Raw genomic sequence first — 16,892 nt, forward strand, 5'->3', positions numbered from 1 at the left:
TATTCTAAACAAAACTATTGCTTTAATTACCAATAAAGGCTGAGAGAGGCTCATTCCTCTCCATCATCTAAGTCTTCATCGTCAAGTTCTTCGTCTTCAATCAGCGTGCCCCAGCCGTCGTATTCAACTTCGCATTCGTCAGCAATAGCGGCTATTTCACGCACCTGACGGTTGAGAATATCGTTATCAAGCTCAGCGTCGGTGACCGCCATAAACGCAAACCAACGCTTGCCACGTTCGTCTTCAAACTCGTCGGCATCGTCCACATGATACCCCTGCTTAACCAGTTCAACAGCGGCTTTTTCCAATTTGGTGAAGTCCTGGCTGGCTAAGTGATGTTCAATTTCATACAAGAGTTCTGTTTCTGCACCATCAGCAATCAAAGCCTGTACAGTTTCTTCACTTTGCGTAAGTAGATCATTAAGATCTCGACTCATGTTTTTTCCTTTTTAGCCTGTTCTTGCTCAATGCTCGCGTTTAACTGCTTAATTTTATCATCCATTTTTTGATGACAGTGAGCACTTAATTCACGTAGGTTCTCTCGCTGATAATTGGCAATTCTCACCGGTTCAAGAAACGCCACTTTTAACACACCGTTGTTCCAGCGGTTCATCTTTATCTTACCGTGTAATTCAGACACGCAGACCGGCACGACATCCACCTGGGCACGAAAAGCAGTATGAAATGCACCGTTTTTAAATGGCAACAAACCACGCCCGTAACTGCGAGTGCCTTCTGGAAACATCCATACCGAAATATCGCGCCGCTTTATTACATCAGCCGTCTGCCCGATTGTGCCATGGGCTTTACCGGCATTTTTTCTGTCTATAAGGATATTGCCTGCCAACCAGTAGAGCCAGCCGAAAAAGGGGATCCACCTAAGGCTCTTCTTGCCAACAGTCACCGTATTTTTTGGCAGCATTGCTGCTATGGTGAAAATTTCCCAGCTATTTTGATGATTACAAATAAAGACATAAGGCCCACCCTTTTCGATATCCGGGTGCCGGCTGACCTCAATTCGCATCCCCAAAACCCGTATTGCCCAACCAAAGATATGGGCAAAACGATAGGTATTGTTACGGTGAAAAGGGCGGACAATGCAAAACAAGCAGCCTACGACACCAAACACCACAACAAAACCGCCAAGAAACAACCATCGCAACAAGGCTAACATTCAAACTCCCCAATTAATCCTTGTTTTCCTCAACCACTATTCCGTCGACACGTTGTAACCCGCGCGGCAGTTTATTGCCCCGGCGACCACGTTCTCCGTAATAATGTTCTAAATCAGCCGGCTTCAGAGTCAGTTTGCGTTTACCTGCAATCAGGGTAATAGCGGCATCCGGCGCGGCGGTAGCTAAAGCAACCACATACTCCTCGCGGGACTGCGCTCTTAAGGCCGGAATACTGATTAACTTATTCCCTTTTCCTTTGCTCAACTGGGGTAAGTCTGCAACCGGGAACACCAACATCCGACCCTCATTGGAAATAACAATGACTTTGTCGTGTTGCAGGTCATTCACGTTATTCGGCGGCAGGATCTTAGCCCCGGTAGGTAATGTAATAATAGCTTTACCATTTTTATTACGGCTGACTAAATCACTAAACTGACAAACAAACCCGTAGCCTGCGTCAGACGCCAGCAGCAAATGGCTTTCATCTTTTGCCATTAAAACATGCTCGACATTCTCACCAGCAACCAGACTGAAACGTCCGGTCAGAGGTTCCCCCTGACTCCGTGCCGATGGAAGTAGATGTGCCTCACAGGAGAAACTCTTACCTGAGCTATCAAGAAAAACGACCGGTTGGTTACTCTTCCCTTCAGCCGAAGCAAGATAGCTGTCGCCCGATTTATAACTGAGCTTATCACCCTCGATATCATGACCTTTGGCTGTACGTACCCAGCCTTTTTTAGAGAGCACAACAGTGACCGCTTCAGCAGGTGTTAAGTCTCGTTCGCTTAGCGCTTTTGCTTCAGAACGTTCAACAATAGGCGAACGACGTTCATCACCATAATTCTCAGCATCCGCCAGCAATTCTTTCTTAATCAAAGTTTTCAGACGACGATCAGAGCCCAGCAAGGTCTCAAGCTTTTCTCGTTCTTTATTCAATTCATCTTGTTCGCCAGTCAGCTTCATTTCTTCCAATTTAGCTAAGTGGCGTAATTTCAATTCAAGAATCGCTTCAGCTTGCTTATCGGTAAGCGCAAAGCGACTCATCAGTTCTTCTTTCGGCTTGTCTTCTGTACGAATAATCTCAATAACTTCATCAATATTCAGATAAGCAATGAGTAAGCCTTCCAGAATATGCAAACGCGCCAGCACTTTATCTAAACGATGCTGCAAACGGCGGGTAACAGTGGTCTGACGGAATTCCAGCCACTCCTTCAAAATGCCCACCAAAGGCTTCACTTTTGGCCGACCGTCTAAGCCGAGAATATTCAGATTAACCCGATACTGCTTCTCTAAATCGGTGGTAGCAAACAAGTGGTTCATTAACTGTTCGGTATCGACTCGATTTGAACGCGGAACCACAACCAACCGGGTCGGATTTTCGTGGTCAGACTCATCCCGCAGGTCAGATACCAGAGGAAGTTTTTTCGCCTGCATCTGATGCGCTATTTGCTCTAAAACCCTTGCACCTGAGGCTTGGTGTGGCAGCGCCGTAATAACAATTTCGCCGTCTTCAACGCTGTAACAAGCTCGCATTTTAATGCTGCCACGCCCGGTTTCATACAGTTTGACGATGTCTTCCGACGGCGTAATGATTTCTGCATCCGTCGGATAATCCGGACCCTTCAACACTTCCATTATATCTTCAAGCTGGCTGCCGGGCTTTTCCAGTAACATCGCACAAGCATTTGCTACTTCACGGGCATTGTGCGGAGGAATATCCGTCGCCATACCAACAGCAATGCCGGTAACGCCGTTCAATAATATATGAGGTAACCGCGCGGGCAGAACCTGTGGTTCTTTCATGGTACCGTCGAAGTTCGGTATCCAGTCAACTGTGCCCTGACCCAGTTCACTCAGCAGCACTTCGCTGAACTTAGACAACCGGGCTTCGGTATAACGCATAGCCGCAAAAGACTTAGGGTCATCCGGAGAACCCCAGTTACCCTGACCATCCACCAGAGGATGACGATAGGTAAAGGGCTGCGCCATTAATACCATTGCTTCATAACAGGCGCTGTCACCATGCGGGTGGAACTTACCCAGCACGTCACCCACGGTACGAGCCGATTTTTTATATTTTGCTAATGCAGACAAACCCAGCTCTGACATTGCGTAAACAATGCGTCGCTGTACCGGTTTCAGGCCATCGCCAATATTTGGCAGTGCCCTGTCCATAATTACGTACATGGAGTAATTAAGGTAGGCCTCTTCGGTAAAGCGACTCAGTGGGCGGGTTTCTGTAACTTCCGTCGTCATTCTGACTTCTCCTTGCTCACAAGTGCTTACAGTTCAGCCAAATCGGCCATGTTACCTTTGCTTTCCAGCCAGGTACGGCGATCACCAGCGCGTTTTTTCGCTAACAGCATATCCATTAACTCTTCCATTACTTCGCCGTCATCAATGGTCAACTGGACTAACCGGCGGGTATTAGGATCCATGGTGGTTTCTCGTAGTGTCAGCGGGTTCATCTCGCCCAGACCTTTGAAACGCTGCACATTGACTTTGCCTTTGCGTTTCTCTGCTTCAATCCGATCCAGAATTCCCTGCTTTTCTGCTTCATCTAACGCATAAAACACTTCTTTGCCCACGTCGACACGATACAACGGCGGCATGGCTACAAAAATATGGCCATGCTCGACCAAAGGTCTGAAATGTTTCACAAACAATGCGCACAATAGGGTGGCAATGTGCAGACCGTCGGAATCGGCGTCAGCAAGAATACAAATTTTTCCATACCGCAACTTGTCTAAATCAACACTGTTTGGATCGACACCCACGGCAACAGAAATGTCATGAATTTCCTGCGAGCCTAAAATTTGCTCCGGGTCGACTTCCCAAGTATTTAAGATTTTTCCCCGCAACGGCATCACCGCCTGAAACTCGCGGTCGCGGGCTTGTTTAGCAGAGCCTCCGGCGGAGTCCCCTTCCACTAAAAACAATTCACTGCGGCCAGGTTCCTGGCTAGAACAGTCGGTGAGCTTGCCGGGCAGTGCCGGACCCTGAGTCACTTTTTTACGAACAACTTTTTTACTGGCTTTTAAGCGTCGCTGCGCGTTACTAATACAAACATCAGCTAAAAGTTCGGCTTGATCGGTATGCTCATTCAGCCACAGGCTAAAAGCGTCTTTTACCACACCGGAAACAAAACTGGCCGACTGACGGGATGACAAACGCTCTTTGGTCTGTCCGGCAAATTGCGGGTCCTGCATTTTTGTCGACAGGATATAACTGCAACGCTCCCAGACATCTTCCGGTGTTAATTTGACACCTCTGGGTAACAAATTACGAAACTCACAAAACTCGCGCATGGCTTCCAGCAAGCCCTGGCGCAATCCATTAACGTGTGTACCGCCGAGCGTAGTAGGAATGAGGTTAACGTAACTTTCTGAGACCCCTTCACCGCCTTCCGGGAGCCAGGTAACGGCCCAGTCAACACCTTCAGTCTGAGAACTAAAACTTCCGTCAAACGGCATTTCCGGCAACGTCGGTACATCTTTTACCGCTTCCACCAGGTAGTCAGTCAGACCGTCCTGATAAAACCAGGTATCTTCTGTGTCATCTATTTTATTGCGGAAGGTTATTTTAAGCCCGGGGCAAAGTACCGCCTTAGCTCGCAAAATATGTTTTAGCTTGGTAACAGAGAATTTTGCCGAATCGAAATATTGAGGGTCTGGCCAAAAATGAACCCGGGTGCCGGTATTTCTCTTGCCTACGGTACCGGTAACCTCAAGCTCGCTGACTTTATCACCGTTTTCATAGGCCATTTCATAAACCTGGCCGTCACGCTTAATAGTCAACTCAACGCGCTTAGAAAGCGCATTAACGACCGAAATACCCACACCATGCAAACCACCGGAGAATTGATAGTTTTTATTTGAAAATTTACCGCCGGCGTGCAGTTTGCTCATAATCAGTTCAACACCGGGAACTCCCTCTTCCGGGTGGATATCCACTGGCATTCCGCGTCCATCATCTGTCGTTTCGAGAGATTGATCGGGATGCAGAATAACAAGTAATGATTTAGCGTGCCCCGCCAGAGCTTCATCGACACTGTTATCTATAACTTCCTGACCCAAATGGTTAGGTCGAGAGGTGTCAGTGTACATACCGGGGCGGCGCTGAACCGGTTCCAGTCCGTTCAGCACCTCAATGGAGTCGGATTTATAGTCTGTCATGAGTCCCTGTTTTTATTATTGGCTCGATCCGCGAAAAGTCTGCCTCAATTTACCGTTAACTGGCGTCTATTTGAAGTAGTAAGGCATAAATTTCTGAACGGCTTCACTGAGTTTTGGTTGAATATGCCCCTGCTTTCGACACAATGTTAACCAGTCAGCCAAAAACTGATTAACCTGATGCTTTTCATCTCGGTGCCGCATTTCGCGGTTAGGTTGTTGATAACGTGCCGCTAAACGGGTAACCCCCTGGCTGGCTATGATCTCAGCCATACGCACATCATGGTATAATCTTACCGTCATTTTCGCCTGCAAGTAATCCGCCCAGTTTGGCTTCAATTGTTCAATTTCTATATCTGAGGTGTAGCGCGATTCGCTAACGTTGCGTAAATTGAAAGCCAAGTTTTCGCCCGCGTAGAGCGTTACCTCAGCTTCAGATTCAAGCTGAGACAACAGCGGTAACAAGCCTGCATAATTTAGTTCAGTTAGCCGGTGCAGTTCCGCAACGTCGACAACATAGCGCTGTTGCATAATAAAACCTCAGTTTTGCTCCTGGTCAGAGAACATCTTATCACGATGTAATAGCAACCATTGTAACCCAATAACACTAGCAGCGTTGTTGATTTCTTCACGTTCGAGCATGTTAATAACTTCTGTTCTGGGTAAAACATGAACCCGGATATCTTCGTCTTCTTCAGGTAATCCGCCAAAACTAGCAGCCGATTGACTGTCGACTTCGGCAATATAAATAGTCAACTTTTCGTCGGTGCCACCCGGACTTGAATAATAGCTGGTCGCGTAGATTAAGCGCTTAGCTTTTAATCCTGCTTCTTCTTCTAATTCACGCGTAGCGACTTCCTCTGCACTCTCATCAGCGTCAAACATGCCCGCGACAAATTCAAACAACCAGGGGCCGTTTTTATCATCAAGCGCACCCACCCTGAACTGCTCCAGAACAACCAGCTGGTCGCGAATCGGGTCATAAGGAATAACCACAACAGCGTGCCCGCGTTCCATTAATTCCCTGTTTATCTCCGGACTCCAGTCACCAGAGAACAGCCGATGTTGTAAAGAATAGCGATAAACCGATAAAAAACCTTGATAAAGAGGTACCTTTTCCTTTACTTTCACATCATCTCGGTGAAAACGAATCGTCATACTTACTGTCCTTTCTTGGGGGTAATTAAAGACAAACATTCTGTTACACTTGAGCGAATTCTGAAACCATGTTTTTCTTAAACTATCTGCGCAAATCATTTACACTGGTAATCATTCAACACTGTATGTAAACTATGCGCAATCATTGAACAATTGCATGTCAAGTAACAGGAATCTGACTACCATGAAAAAGCATATTTTGTCGGCAGCTGCCGGTCTGGCATTGACCACAGCCTCTTTTACGTCAAATGCTGAAGATTTGGCTCAAATTTACCGTTTAGCCGTAGATAACGACCCGACCTTATTACGCGCTGCAGCAGAACGCAATGCCGCACAAAAAGGCATTGATATTGCCAAGTCAGGATTCCTGCCTCAGGTTTCGGGAGAAGCTGGTTACAGTGACTCAACAAGCGAATCCGCGCAAGTTTTTGAGTCAGGCATTCAAGTTTTCGATAGCGACAGCAGTGGTTGGCAAGCCGGCATTACGCTGAACCAGAGTATTTTTGACTGGACTGTCTGGAGAAACGCCGACATTGCAGAGAAACAAGCTTATCAGTCTGAAGTTGCCTACAGTAACGCTCAGCAAGACTTAATGCTTCGCGTTGTTAACGCTTATTTCCAGGCATTACAGGCTCGCGATGATTTATCCTTTGCTGAAGCTGAGAAAAAAGCGATTGAACGTCAGCTTGAACAAACCAAACAACGTTTTTCTGTTGGGTTAACTGCAATTACTGATGTACACGAAGCTCAGGCTCAGTACGACAGCGCAGTTGCTCGCGAAATTCAGGCGCGTAACGCGGTGGAAATTGCACTGGAAGATATCCGTGAAATTACCGGTCAATACCCACAAACTCTGGCCGCCCTGGATACCGACACCTTTTCTCCCAGTAGTCCAGCACCGGACGATGTTCGTCAGTGGGTAAAAAAAGCCGAAAGCGGTAACTTAAGCTTATTAGAAAGCAAAGTTTTGGTAGATATTGCTGAGCAACAAATTCAATTGAATCAAGCTGGGCATTATCCAACCGTTTCTTTGCAGGCGAGTTACTCAACACAAGACAACGAACGCACAATAACGACTGACAACGGACAGCAACAAACGACAAACTTACCACGTCTGGACAGTCGCTCTATAGGTCTAAACGTCAGCGTACCCATTTTCTCAGGGTTCCGTACCTCGTCTGAAGTTGCACAAGCGCGCGACAACTACGTTGCCAGCAGCCAGCAAATGGTACAGACTCGCCGCAATATTGAGCGCGAAGTGCGAAACGCCTACTACCAGGTAACCGCGTCTATTGCCAGCATCAATGCATTCCAGCAGTCTGTGGTATCTGCTGAGAGCGCATTAAAAGCTACTGAAGCGGGTTTTGAAGTGGGTACACGTACTATTGTAGACGTACTCGACAGCACCCGTAACCTGTACAACGCAAAACGTAACTTGTCAGAAGCCCGCTACGGCTATATTCGTCAAATTTTGACACTTGAACAAGCCGCTGGGCAGCTGCAGGAACAAGACCTGATGGCTATTAACAGCAGCCTTTCTGAGAACGTACAAGGCACTGCCGCAGACTAACTGCGCAGACCACGGCACCGCCTGACTATTGGCGGTGCCTCATTTTTGAATTTTTATGTTACTATCCGCGGCAAATAGCGAATAATAAGCGACATCAGCTGTGATCGAACCTCCCAAATTTAAATTCTACTTTTTACATCCTAAGTTTTGGCTTACCTGGCTCGGTGTTTTCATCCTGTATAGCGTGTCATGGTTACCTTATCGCCTACAGCTTGCCATGGGCCGCGGGTTGGGCTTACTGTTTAAAAAACTCATGCCGCGCCGGGTGAATATTGCCCGCACCAACTTAAAGCTGTGCTTCCCGGAATACAGCAATGAGAAAATCGAGACATTGCTAACCGAAAATATGAAAAATACAGGGATAGCATACTTTGAAGTTGGTATGGCATGGTGGTGGCCGAGCTGGCGAATTAAACGTAAACTGCATGTTCATGGCGAAGAGCATTTGCGTCAGGCTCAGGAAGATGGCAGTGGTGTTCTGCTACTGCTATTTCACTTCCTTAGCCTTGAAGTTCACGCCCGCTTACATGGCTTTGTCGAGCCAGCTGTTGGTCTTTATCGCCCACACAATAATGCGGTCATGGAGTTCTTACAAACCCGCGGCCGAGGGCGTTCAAACAAATATATGATCCAGCGTCGCGATGTCAAAGCCATGATGAGGTCGCTTACCGAAGGTGACATCGCCGGTTATCTTCCGGATCAGGATTATGGTCGTCGTCGCGTCGAGTTTGTTAAGTTCTTTGCAGTACCGGATGCTTCAACGACCTTGGGTACTATGCTTTTTGCCCGCAACCCTAACTGCAAAGTCATGGTAAGCCGCTGCGTCAGACGTGACGACGGAAGCGGTTACGATCTCTTTTACGAACCGCCGCTTGAAAATTTCCCCACGGGAGACAAAAAGGCAGATGCCGAACGCGTGAATGGTTTGGTGGAAGACGCCATTCTAAAAGCTCCGGCACAGTATCTCTGGGTTCACCGCAGGTTCAAGACCCGTCCTGACCCCGACATGCCAAGCTACTATCAGTCATCTTCCAGTAAGTGATTCCAGCAATTGAGCACAGCCTGACGTTCATTGTCCAGGTTGTGTTCCTCCAATAACTGCTCCCCCTGTAACGCCAGCGAATGACTCTCACAGCGAAAAATTTGAAAGGCGTTAATTAAGTTCTGAGCATCCACTTCTGTTAGTAAATGTAACTGTTGCGCTTCAGTCAGAAGCCTGACGTTATCACTGTACTTGCATAGCTCCGGATATTTATGCGCATAACGCAAAACCAGGTACTGAGTGATAAACTCAATATCTGCAATACCGCCCGGGTCTTGTTTTAAATCGAACTTCCGGCTGTTTCTTTGCGTCAAATGCTCACGCATTTTTTCACGCATTTTAACAATACTCTGACGCAGCTCTTGTTCATCTCGTTTTTGAGACAAAACACTTCGCCGTATATCCATAACCGTATCTCTTAATGCAGGAACACCGTATACAGGTCGCGCACGCACCAGTGCCTGCAACTCCCAGGTCCAGGCGTCATCGCGCAAATAACGGGCAAAAGAATTCACCTGTGTCACCAATAAACCGGCCTGTCCTGACGGCCGCAAGCGTAAATCCACGTCATATAAAATGCCCGCAACAGTGCGGGTCGTGAATAAATGCAGAATCCGTTGCGCCAGGCGTAAGTAAAACTGCTGAACTTCAATCGGTCGTTGACCGTCTGTTTGCCCCTGATAGTTGGCATCCGTTACAAAAACTAAATCAAGGTCGGAACCATAACCCAGTTCCTGCCCGCCTAGCTTGCCATAGCCCAGCACCGCAAAGCCTGTATTGTCGAGACAAGTTCCAGCAGGTTTACCGTGCTTTTGAGTCAGATGTTGCCAGGCTAGGCCGACCACTTCAGAAATAATGGCTTCTGCAAGCGCACTTAAATGATCACTAACGTTCATGAGTTCTAAAACGCCACTGATATCCGCTGCGGCAATTTTTAGTTGCAGCGCCTGCTTAGCCTGACGCAACGCATCCATCTGCGTTTCCAGATCTTGTTCAGGAATACGCATCAGATATTCGCGTAGTACTGCGGCATAGTCCTTTGACTCAGGCAGGCTGTAAAGCTGCTGCGGGTCAATTAGTTCATCCAGAAGTATGGGATGCAAAGCCAGCTGTTCAGAGATCCACGGGCTCGCCATACATAATTTACAAAGCTGCTCGCGGGCGCCGGGGTTTTCAGCCAGCAATTCAATATACGCCGTTCGGCTCATAACCGCTTTAATAATAGAAAGCAGTCTTTCCAGCAAGCGTTCAGGGTGCTGATGCTGAATAGCATGTCGGAGCATTATCGGCATTAACCTTGCTAATGCTGAACGCCCTCTAGGGCCCGAACTGCGACGGCGGCTCTCCTGACGAAAATTTTTAATCAGAGTCCATAATGCCTGAGGTTCATCAACTCCTTCACTTTCTATGATTTCTAGCGCTGCATCATCATCCAGCATGTCCTGCCACAAAACCTGCAAGCCTTGCTCATCCTCGTCATCTTCAGACTCCGCGCCAACCACTTGCTGGAACTCTGCATGAATGCGCTCCATGCACTCGTCAATTTTTCTTTGCAAGGTTTCCCACTCAGGTTCATTCAGCATTGCGCATAATCGCATGCGACCAGTTTCATCTGTGGGTAATTGCTGAGTTTGCTGATCATCAATTTGTTGCAGCCGGTGCTCAATAACCCGCAAATATTCGTAATCTTTTAGCAGCTGCCTGGCATGCTCCGGATCTATCAAATCCAGTTCCACCAGACCATTCATAGCGATATAAACTGAACGTGTCTGCAGTGATTTTTCCTGCCCCCCGCGGATAAGCTGATGCGCCTGAACAATAAACTCAACTTCGCGAATCCCGCCGGCACCCAGCTTGATGTTATTTTTAACTCCCTGCCGGCGGGTTTCCTGAGTAATTAAAAGCTTCATTTTACGCAGCGCTTCAATGGCACCAAAATCAATATAGCGGCGGTAAACGAAAGGTCGTATCAACTGCTGAAATGCTTGCTCATATTGTTCATCAGCCCCTATCATGCGGGCTTTAACCATGGCGTAACGTTCCCAGTCACGCCCCTGCTCCTGGTAGTAATGTTCCAGAGCATTCAAACTGGTTACCAACGGGCCCGACTGACCAAAAGGTCTTAACCGCATATCGACCCGGAACACTTGCCCGTCCGCAGTCGTCTCGTCAAGTAACCCAATAAGTGACTGCGCCAGCCGCTTGTAAAAAACCCCGTGCTCCAGATTACGTCCCGGCCCCTGTGTTTCCCCTTGTTCAGGAAAAGCAAAAATAAGGTCAATGTCGGACGAGAAATTCAGCTCTTTTCCACCCAGCTTCCCCATGCCAATGACCAACATCGGCATTAGCTGATCATTAGCATCAAGCGGTTTACCGTGACGTTGAACAAAGCGTTCAAACAACCACTCAAGACTTTTATTGATTGCTGCATCAGCAAAGGTACTGTAATGGTGCAAAGACTCCTTTAACGACACTTGCTGCAGAATATCGGCTGCGGCAAGCTTCGCCATCCAGCAGTGTCGTAGTCTCCGTAGGCATTTTTTTGCCTCATCTTCGTTCGTTACTTGACTTAACGACTCAGCTATACGGTCACCGTAACTGTCAGCATCAATCAAACGAACGGAGCTTCCACTGCCGTCAAAAAAATCGGTTACAAGATGCTCAGGGTAACTTTCCGCAACCCTGCCAATGAACGGGCTGACAGCAAATAACGCCCGTAATATTTGCTCCTGTTCAGCTGTGAGCGTAATGCTCTCTACAACCTCTTTATAACGCTCCCAGGCTGTTTCAGTTTCGCTCATCAATTTATTATCGGGAGTCAGCATAACCACCTTAATTTAACCAGTATGGTTCACGTTTCAACGCAGCTTTACGAGAATATTCAAGAGCTTTTAACAGGGACTCTCGCTGTACTTTTTGCCAGTCCATCAGTTTTTCATCCACTTCGTCGTCGCGATCCCGAATACGCTCATGCAAAATATGCAATGCGGTAATTTCACGAATACCCCGGGCTAAATCCTGCCACGGCAAGCGGAAACTTTCTCTCAAATCCGCATCAAATAAATGCCCGAAACAAGTCCCCATCAAAAGGCTATTTTGCAAGGGTGTAAGCAACTTAAGATACCCTTCTTCACTGAGCTTTTCATGCTCAGAAAATGCCGTTTGTACCAGCTGCCAGTCGCTTTTCAAAAGTTGACTGCTCCAGGGCAAAACCGGCTGCTCCAACTCCTCTGTCATTTCTTCTTTCAACAGAAACTCTGACAACCCCAGTACGGTTTTCTGGTATGCGGCAGAATGTACTAATTCAGCGACTTCATTCAGGCGAATAACATCCTCCTGACTGTTGACTAACGATTCATACAGTTTGTTGTAGCGCTTAAGCGCGCGATGATAAGCACCATCTTCTGCGGTTAGCTCATCCAGTCCTTCAAAGCGCTTGAGCCACTGCAGCTTCGCAGTTATTTGCGAGATGCCGGTCAGCAACCGCCGCTCTCCAACACCGTTCTCAATGAGCTGCTCCAACACAACCCGCACCATTTGCATGCCGTCCGCCATTCCCTGTACCGCCCGGACACTGGGCTGGAAGTCCAGACAAGCTTCATTATGCTGCCAGTGACGTAAGCCTGACTCCAACGATCGATAAAGCGCCTGACCAACATTTTGCTCGGAGTGGATTGGTACGTAGTGCATTTGTGTAAAAGGCTCCAGCAAGCTTTTTCCGGCCAGCAGATAACCTCTTGCCGCTTTACTTAACGAGCCAACTCGCGCACCGGCTTTTTTTACTAACTCCTGCGCCAGTCGATAGGCCTCGGCCAAAGAACCGCCCTGTAACTCCAGTTCAATCTCCGCTATTGGCTCTCGCTGCTCGCCCGACTCTATATATCCCTCATCAAGAACCATTTCGATAACACCTTCGCCACTGGGAAGCCGCCAACGGGTCCGGGTAAAATCGGTCACAAACAAGGTGTCCAAATCGCGCTGAATATCGTAAACCGGGAAGTCATCCGGCCATATTTCGTTATCAAACAGGGTTAAATCCGGTTTGTCGCTATCAATGTCAATATTGTACTCAGGCCTTTGATGCATACCGCCCATAACCCGACCAGCCAATTTCACCGTCTGCTCTTTATGATCTTTATCGCTGCGTATCCGTAATCCAATATCGAACTGACGTAAACGTAAATCGGACGTGTCAAAGTAGGCATTTTTGAGTTCAAACTGCTCTTTGCGGGGTTTTGCCTGATGAGAATCCGCCAACGACTGGCAGACTTCGAGCGCTTTTTCTCGCTGTTCTGGAGCAATTAATAGTTTGAGCTCAACTTCTTGTGACATAAATCGATTCCGATGCGTTTAATAAGTTAGATTAAAGGTACTGGCTTGGCGGCTAACGGTCAACAAACACGGGCATTTAGTTCACTTGACACCAAGGGTGAAAAGTTGCAACGTGAGATCCGACCATGAAGGGTCTTTACCCGCGCAAAAATAAGCTTATACTTGCGCCGATTCCCAACTTTGGGGAAGCACGCCGAGCTTCGGCCTGGCTACACAGGAGATGCTATGTTCAAAGCGAGTGAGGTGCTATCCAAACAGCATCAGGCTGAGGACTTAAAGTCCTTACAGCAGGCAATTACTGACAATTATATTGTTGATGAAGACGAATATATGCGTGAGTTGTTGCCGCTGGTTCCTGCCGATGATGATACGGTTAGCGCAGTAACCGAGCGCGCAGCTAAGTTAGTTGAGCAAGTGAGGGAACAGGCAGATAACGGCGTCGTCGACGCATTTCTGCAAGAGTACAGCCTAGATACCAAAGAAGGTATTATTTTAATGTGCCTTGCCGAGGCACTATTGCGAATTCCTGATGCTTATACAGCCGACGCGTTAATTCAAGATAAACTCTCCGGCGGAGACTGGCAGAAACATATGGGCCAGAGTGCGTCCTGGTTAGTTAACTCAGGTACCTGGGGGCTGGCACTGACAAACAGTGTGACAAACCCTACAGGCAAAGCCATGGAAACACCTCGTGGTGCTTTCCGTCGTCTTGTTCGCAAACTCGGTAAACCCATTATTCGCAAGGCAACCTATACCGCCATGCAAATTATGGGTAAGCAGTTCGTATTGGGACGTACCATTGAGGAAGCCTTGAAAGAAAGCCGTGATAACCGTGACAAGGGTTACACTCACGCTTACGATATGCTTGGCGAAGCCGCATTAACTATGAAGGATGCGGATTACTACAAGCAGCAGTACGTCAACTCAATCAAGACGATCACCAAAGAAGAGTTCAATAACCCGGATGCACCACGGCCAACAATTTCAATTAAATTGTCAGCCTTGCACCCTCGTTATGAAGCATCAAATCACGAACGTGTACTAACTGAACTGGCCACCACTTTGACTGAACTGGTCAAGCTGGCCAAAGAAGCCGATGTTGGTGTGACCATTGATGCCGAAGAAGCCGATCGCCACGAGCTTTCAATGGAGCTGTTTGAGAAAGTCTACCGCAGCGGCGTCTGTAAAGGCTGGCCACGTTTTGGTTTGGTTGTACAGGCCTACTCGAAGCGTGCACTACCAACCTTGTGCTGGATAACCGCACTGGCAAAAGAGTGTGGCGATGAAATTCCTGTTCGTTTGGTAAAAGGGGCTTATTGGGATAACGAAATTAAGTGGACTCAGGAAAACGGTTTACTTGGTTATCCGGTATTTACTCGTAAGTCACACAGCGACATTTCATACCTGGCCTGTGCCCGTTACTTACTAAGTGACGACACTGACGGTGCCATTTATCCGCAATTCGCGACTCACAACGCGCAAACCTTTATGGCCATTCAACAAATGAATGAGACCCACCAGCGTAGAATTGAGTATCAGCGTTTGCACGGCATGGGTGATAGCTTATACGACACCATAATGGAGCAAAATCCAGGTATGGTGGTACGTATCTACGCACCAGTAGGCCCTCACAAAGATTTGTTGCCGTATTTAGTCCGCCGGCTTCTAGAGAACGGTGCTAACTCGTCGTTTGTCCACAAACTGCTAGATGCAGACACACCGGTCAATGACTTAGTCGAGCACCCGATGAAAACCGCGTCCGGCTACGAGAAGTACGCAAACAGCAAAATTCCACTTCCCTCAGAAATGTATGGGGATCGCACAAATTCATTAGGATTGAATATGAATATTCACTCACAAGCAGATGATTTTATTGCAGCGGTTCAACAGTACCGTGACAAACAATGGCAAGGCGGCCCCATCGTCGATGGGAAAACCATAGAAACCGATCACCACGTCAGTATTACCAGCCCTCAGGAAACCTCGAAGCAGGTTGGTAGTATCTACTGGGGTGATAAAAAACTCTCTGAACAGGCACTGAAAAGTGCGAACGCTGCCTACAAATCCTGGCGTAAGGTTCCTACCGACGAGCGAGCGGAATGTTTAGAGAAATTTGCCGACTTAATGGAAGCTAACCGCAACGAGCTTATCGCTCTGTGTTCTGTAGAAGCAGGAAAAGGCTTACAGGACGGGATCGACGAAGTTCGCGAGGCCGTTGATTTCTGTCGCTATTACGCCAATCAGGCGCGTGAACTCATGGGTGGCCCTATTCAGTTACCGGGTCCGACAGGCGAAGACAATGAGCTATTTGTTGAAGGCCGTGGAACTTTCATTTGTATTAGCCCATGGAACTTCCCTCTTGCCATTTTCGTCGGCCAGGTTGCAGCCGCTTTGGTTACCGGTAACTCAGTTATTGCTAAACCGGCAGAGCAAACTGGGCTTATCGCATACCGCGCAGTGCAGCTGGCTTTGGAAGCAGGCATTCCGGGTAACGTATTGCACTTTATGCCTGGCAGTGGTGCCGAGGTCGGTAGCTATTTAACCAGCCAGGAAGACATTGGTGGTGTTTGCTTTACCGGTTCAACTTATACCGCTCAGGCCATTAACCGGGCACTAGCGGCACGTACTGGTCCAATTGTGCCATTGGTTGCTGAAACCGGTGGACAGAACGCCATGATGGTTGACTCTACCGCTCTGCCGGAACAAGTTGTCACCGATATCGTTGCCAGTGCCTTCCAGAGTGCGGGACAGCGTTGTTCAGCCCTGCGAGTTCTATTCGTACAGGATGATGTTGCTGATCGTGTTCTCGACTTACTACGTGGCGCTATGGAAGAGCTGCAAGTTGGTGACCCACTGCTGCATGAAACCGACGTTGGTCCGGTTATAGACGGCATTGCAAAAACCAACCTGGAACAGCACATATCTGATATCCAGCAGGCCGGTCGACTGATTGCTCGCGCGCCACTGCCAGATTACGCTATGGGTGGTACCTTTGTTGCGCCTACAGCGATCGAAATCGACAGTATCAGCCAGCTGGTGAAAGAAAACTTCGGGCCAATTCTGCACGTTATTCGCTTTAAAACAAGTGAAATTGACGAGGTTATCGAGAGTATTAATAACACAGGCTTTGGTTTAACTTTTGGTATTCACAGCCGTAACGAAACCTTTGCTCACGACGTGGCAAGCCGCATTGATGTAGGTAACGTGTACATTAACCGTAACCAGATAGGTGCGATTGTTGGCGTACAACCATTTGGTGGTCGCGGTATGTCAGGTACCGGACCGAAAGCCGGTGGTCCACACTACTTGACCCGCTTTATTACCGAAAAAACGCGTAGTGATAATATTACTGCCGTTGGTGGTAACGCCACCTTGTTGTCTCTGGACGATTAGAGACCAGCAAGAGACAAAAAAGCCAGCGAGAAATCGCTGGCTTTTTACTT

Annotated in this window: 11 protein-coding genes; 3 read left to right on the forward strand and 8 right to left on the reverse strand. The window is 47.9% G+C overall.

Translation table 11 applies throughout. The features are described from left to right. Positions 1-50: 50 nt before the first annotated feature. From rraB to IL_RS10060, 6 genes are all read right to left on the reverse strand, one after another. Positions 51-437, reverse strand: a complete 387-nt coding sequence (rraB, locus tag IL_RS10035; protein ID WP_011235179.1) for a ribonuclease E inhibitor RraB — start codon at positions 435-437, stop codon at positions 51-53. Further along, a complete protein-coding gene (locus tag IL_RS10040; RefSeq protein ID WP_011235180.1) occupies positions 434-1,174 on the reverse strand; it encodes a 1-acylglycerol-3-phosphate O-acyltransferase in 741 nt (246 codons plus the stop codon). Before IL_RS10040 ends, rraB begins: the two co-directional genes overlap by 4 nt. 13 nt (positions 1,175-1,187) lie before the next feature. Next, the gene (gene parC / locus IL_RS10045; protein ID WP_011235181.1) at positions 1,188-3,431 is read right to left on the reverse strand and encodes a DNA topoisomerase IV subunit A; all 2,244 of its coding nucleotides are present in this window, start codon (positions 3,429-3,431) and stop codon (positions 1,188-1,190) included. A gap of 26 nt (positions 3,432-3,457) precedes the next feature. Then, complete coding sequence (gene parE, locus IL_RS10050; RefSeq protein WP_011235182.1) at positions 3,458-5,350, reverse strand: DNA topoisomerase IV subunit B; 1,893 nt, start codon at positions 5,348-5,350, stop codon at positions 3,458-3,460. A gap of 66 nt (positions 5,351-5,416) precedes the next feature. Then, the gene (locus IL_RS10055) at positions 5,417-5,878 is read right to left on the reverse strand and encodes a DUF1249 domain-containing protein (RefSeq protein WP_011235183.1); all 462 of its coding nucleotides are present in this window, start codon (positions 5,876-5,878) and stop codon (positions 5,417-5,419) included. Between the two features lie 9 nt (positions 5,879-5,887). Beyond that, positions 5,888-6,505, reverse strand: coding sequence for an NUDIX domain-containing protein (locus IL_RS10060; protein ID WP_011235184.1), 618 nt, complete (start codon positions 6,503-6,505; stop codon positions 5,888-5,890). 184 nt (positions 6,506-6,689) lie between these two features. Here IL_RS10060 and tolC point away from each other — a divergent pair, with 184 nt between their 5' ends. Next, positions 6,690-8,075 carry an outer membrane channel protein TolC gene (gene tolC, locus IL_RS10065; RefSeq protein WP_011235185.1) on the forward strand — a complete coding sequence of 462 codons (1,386 nt, stop codon included), beginning with the start codon at positions 6,690-6,692 and terminating at the stop codon, positions 8,073-8,075. A gap of 100 nt (positions 8,076-8,175) precedes the next feature. Further along, positions 8,176-9,117 (forward strand): LpxL/LpxP family Kdo(2)-lipid IV(A) lauroyl/palmitoleoyl acyltransferase, encoded by a 942-nt coding sequence (lpxL, locus tag IL_RS10070; RefSeq protein ID WP_011235186.1) that lies wholly within the window; start codon positions 8,176-8,178, stop codon positions 9,115-9,117. On the opposite strand, the gene glnE is transcribed toward lpxL, so the two are convergent. Both glnE and IL_RS10080 read right to left on the reverse strand, forming a co-directional pair. Beyond that, positions 9,096-11,942 (reverse strand): bifunctional [glutamate--ammonia ligase]-adenylyl-L-tyrosine phosphorylase/[glutamate--ammonia-ligase] adenylyltransferase, encoded by a 2,847-nt coding sequence (gene glnE / locus IL_RS10075; protein ID WP_011235187.1) that lies wholly within the window; start codon positions 11,940-11,942, stop codon positions 9,096-9,098. The two genes, lpxL and glnE, sit on opposite strands and share 22 nt — an antisense overlap. 7 nt (positions 11,943-11,949) lie before the next feature. After that, on the reverse strand, positions 11,950-13,449 hold the full coding sequence (locus tag IL_RS10080) for an inorganic triphosphatase (RefSeq protein ID WP_011235188.1): 1,500 nt from the start codon (positions 13,447-13,449) through the stop codon (positions 11,950-11,952). A gap of 225 nt (positions 13,450-13,674) precedes the next feature. Here IL_RS10080 and putA point away from each other — a divergent pair, with 225 nt between their 5' ends. Further along, entirely contained in the window at positions 13,675-16,842 is a 3,168-nt protein-coding gene (gene putA, locus IL_RS10085) for a bifunctional proline dehydrogenase/L-glutamate gamma-semialdehyde dehydrogenase PutA (protein ID WP_011235189.1), read from the forward strand. Positions 16,843-16,892: the final 50 nt, after the last annotated feature.

The organism is Idiomarina loihiensis L2TR, from assembly GCF_000008465.1.
In the GTDB taxonomy this organism is placed as follows: Bacteria; Pseudomonadota; Gammaproteobacteria; order Enterobacterales; family Alteromonadaceae; genus Idiomarina; species Idiomarina loihiensis.

Coding starts and splice junctions, on each gene's coding strand:
- IL_RS10080 (WP_011235188.1), bottom strand. CDS start 13,449: ATGTCACAAGAAGTTGAGCTCAAACTATTAATTGCTCCAGAACAGCGA.
- parC (WP_011235181.1), bottom strand. CDS start 3,431: ATGACGACGGAAGTTACAGAAACCCGCCCACTGAGTCGCTTTACCGAA.
- glnE (WP_011235187.1), bottom strand. CDS start 11,942: ATGCTGACTCCCGATAATAAATTGATGAGCGAAACTGAAACAGCCTGG.
- putA (WP_011235189.1), top strand. CDS start 13,675: ATGTTCAAAGCGAGTGAGGTGCTATCCAAACAGCATCAGGCTGAGGAC.
- IL_RS10040 (WP_011235180.1), bottom strand. CDS start 1,174: ATGTTAGCCTTGTTGCGATGGTTGTTTCTTGGCGGTTTTGTTGTGGTG.
- IL_RS10060 (WP_011235184.1), bottom strand. CDS start 6,505: ATGACGATTCGTTTTCACCGAGATGATGTGAAAGTAAAGGAAAAGGTA.
- rraB (WP_011235179.1), bottom strand. CDS start 437: ATGAGTCGAGATCTTAATGATCTACTTACGCAAAGTGAAGAAACTGTA.
- IL_RS10055 (WP_011235183.1), bottom strand. CDS start 5,878: ATGCAACAGCGCTATGTTGTCGACGTTGCGGAACTGCACCGGCTAACT.
- parE (WP_011235182.1), bottom strand. CDS start 5,350: ATGACAGACTATAAATCCGACTCCATTGAGGTGCTGAACGGACTGGAA.
- tolC (WP_011235185.1), top strand. CDS start 6,690: ATGAAAAAGCATATTTTGTCGGCAGCTGCCGGTCTGGCATTGACCACA.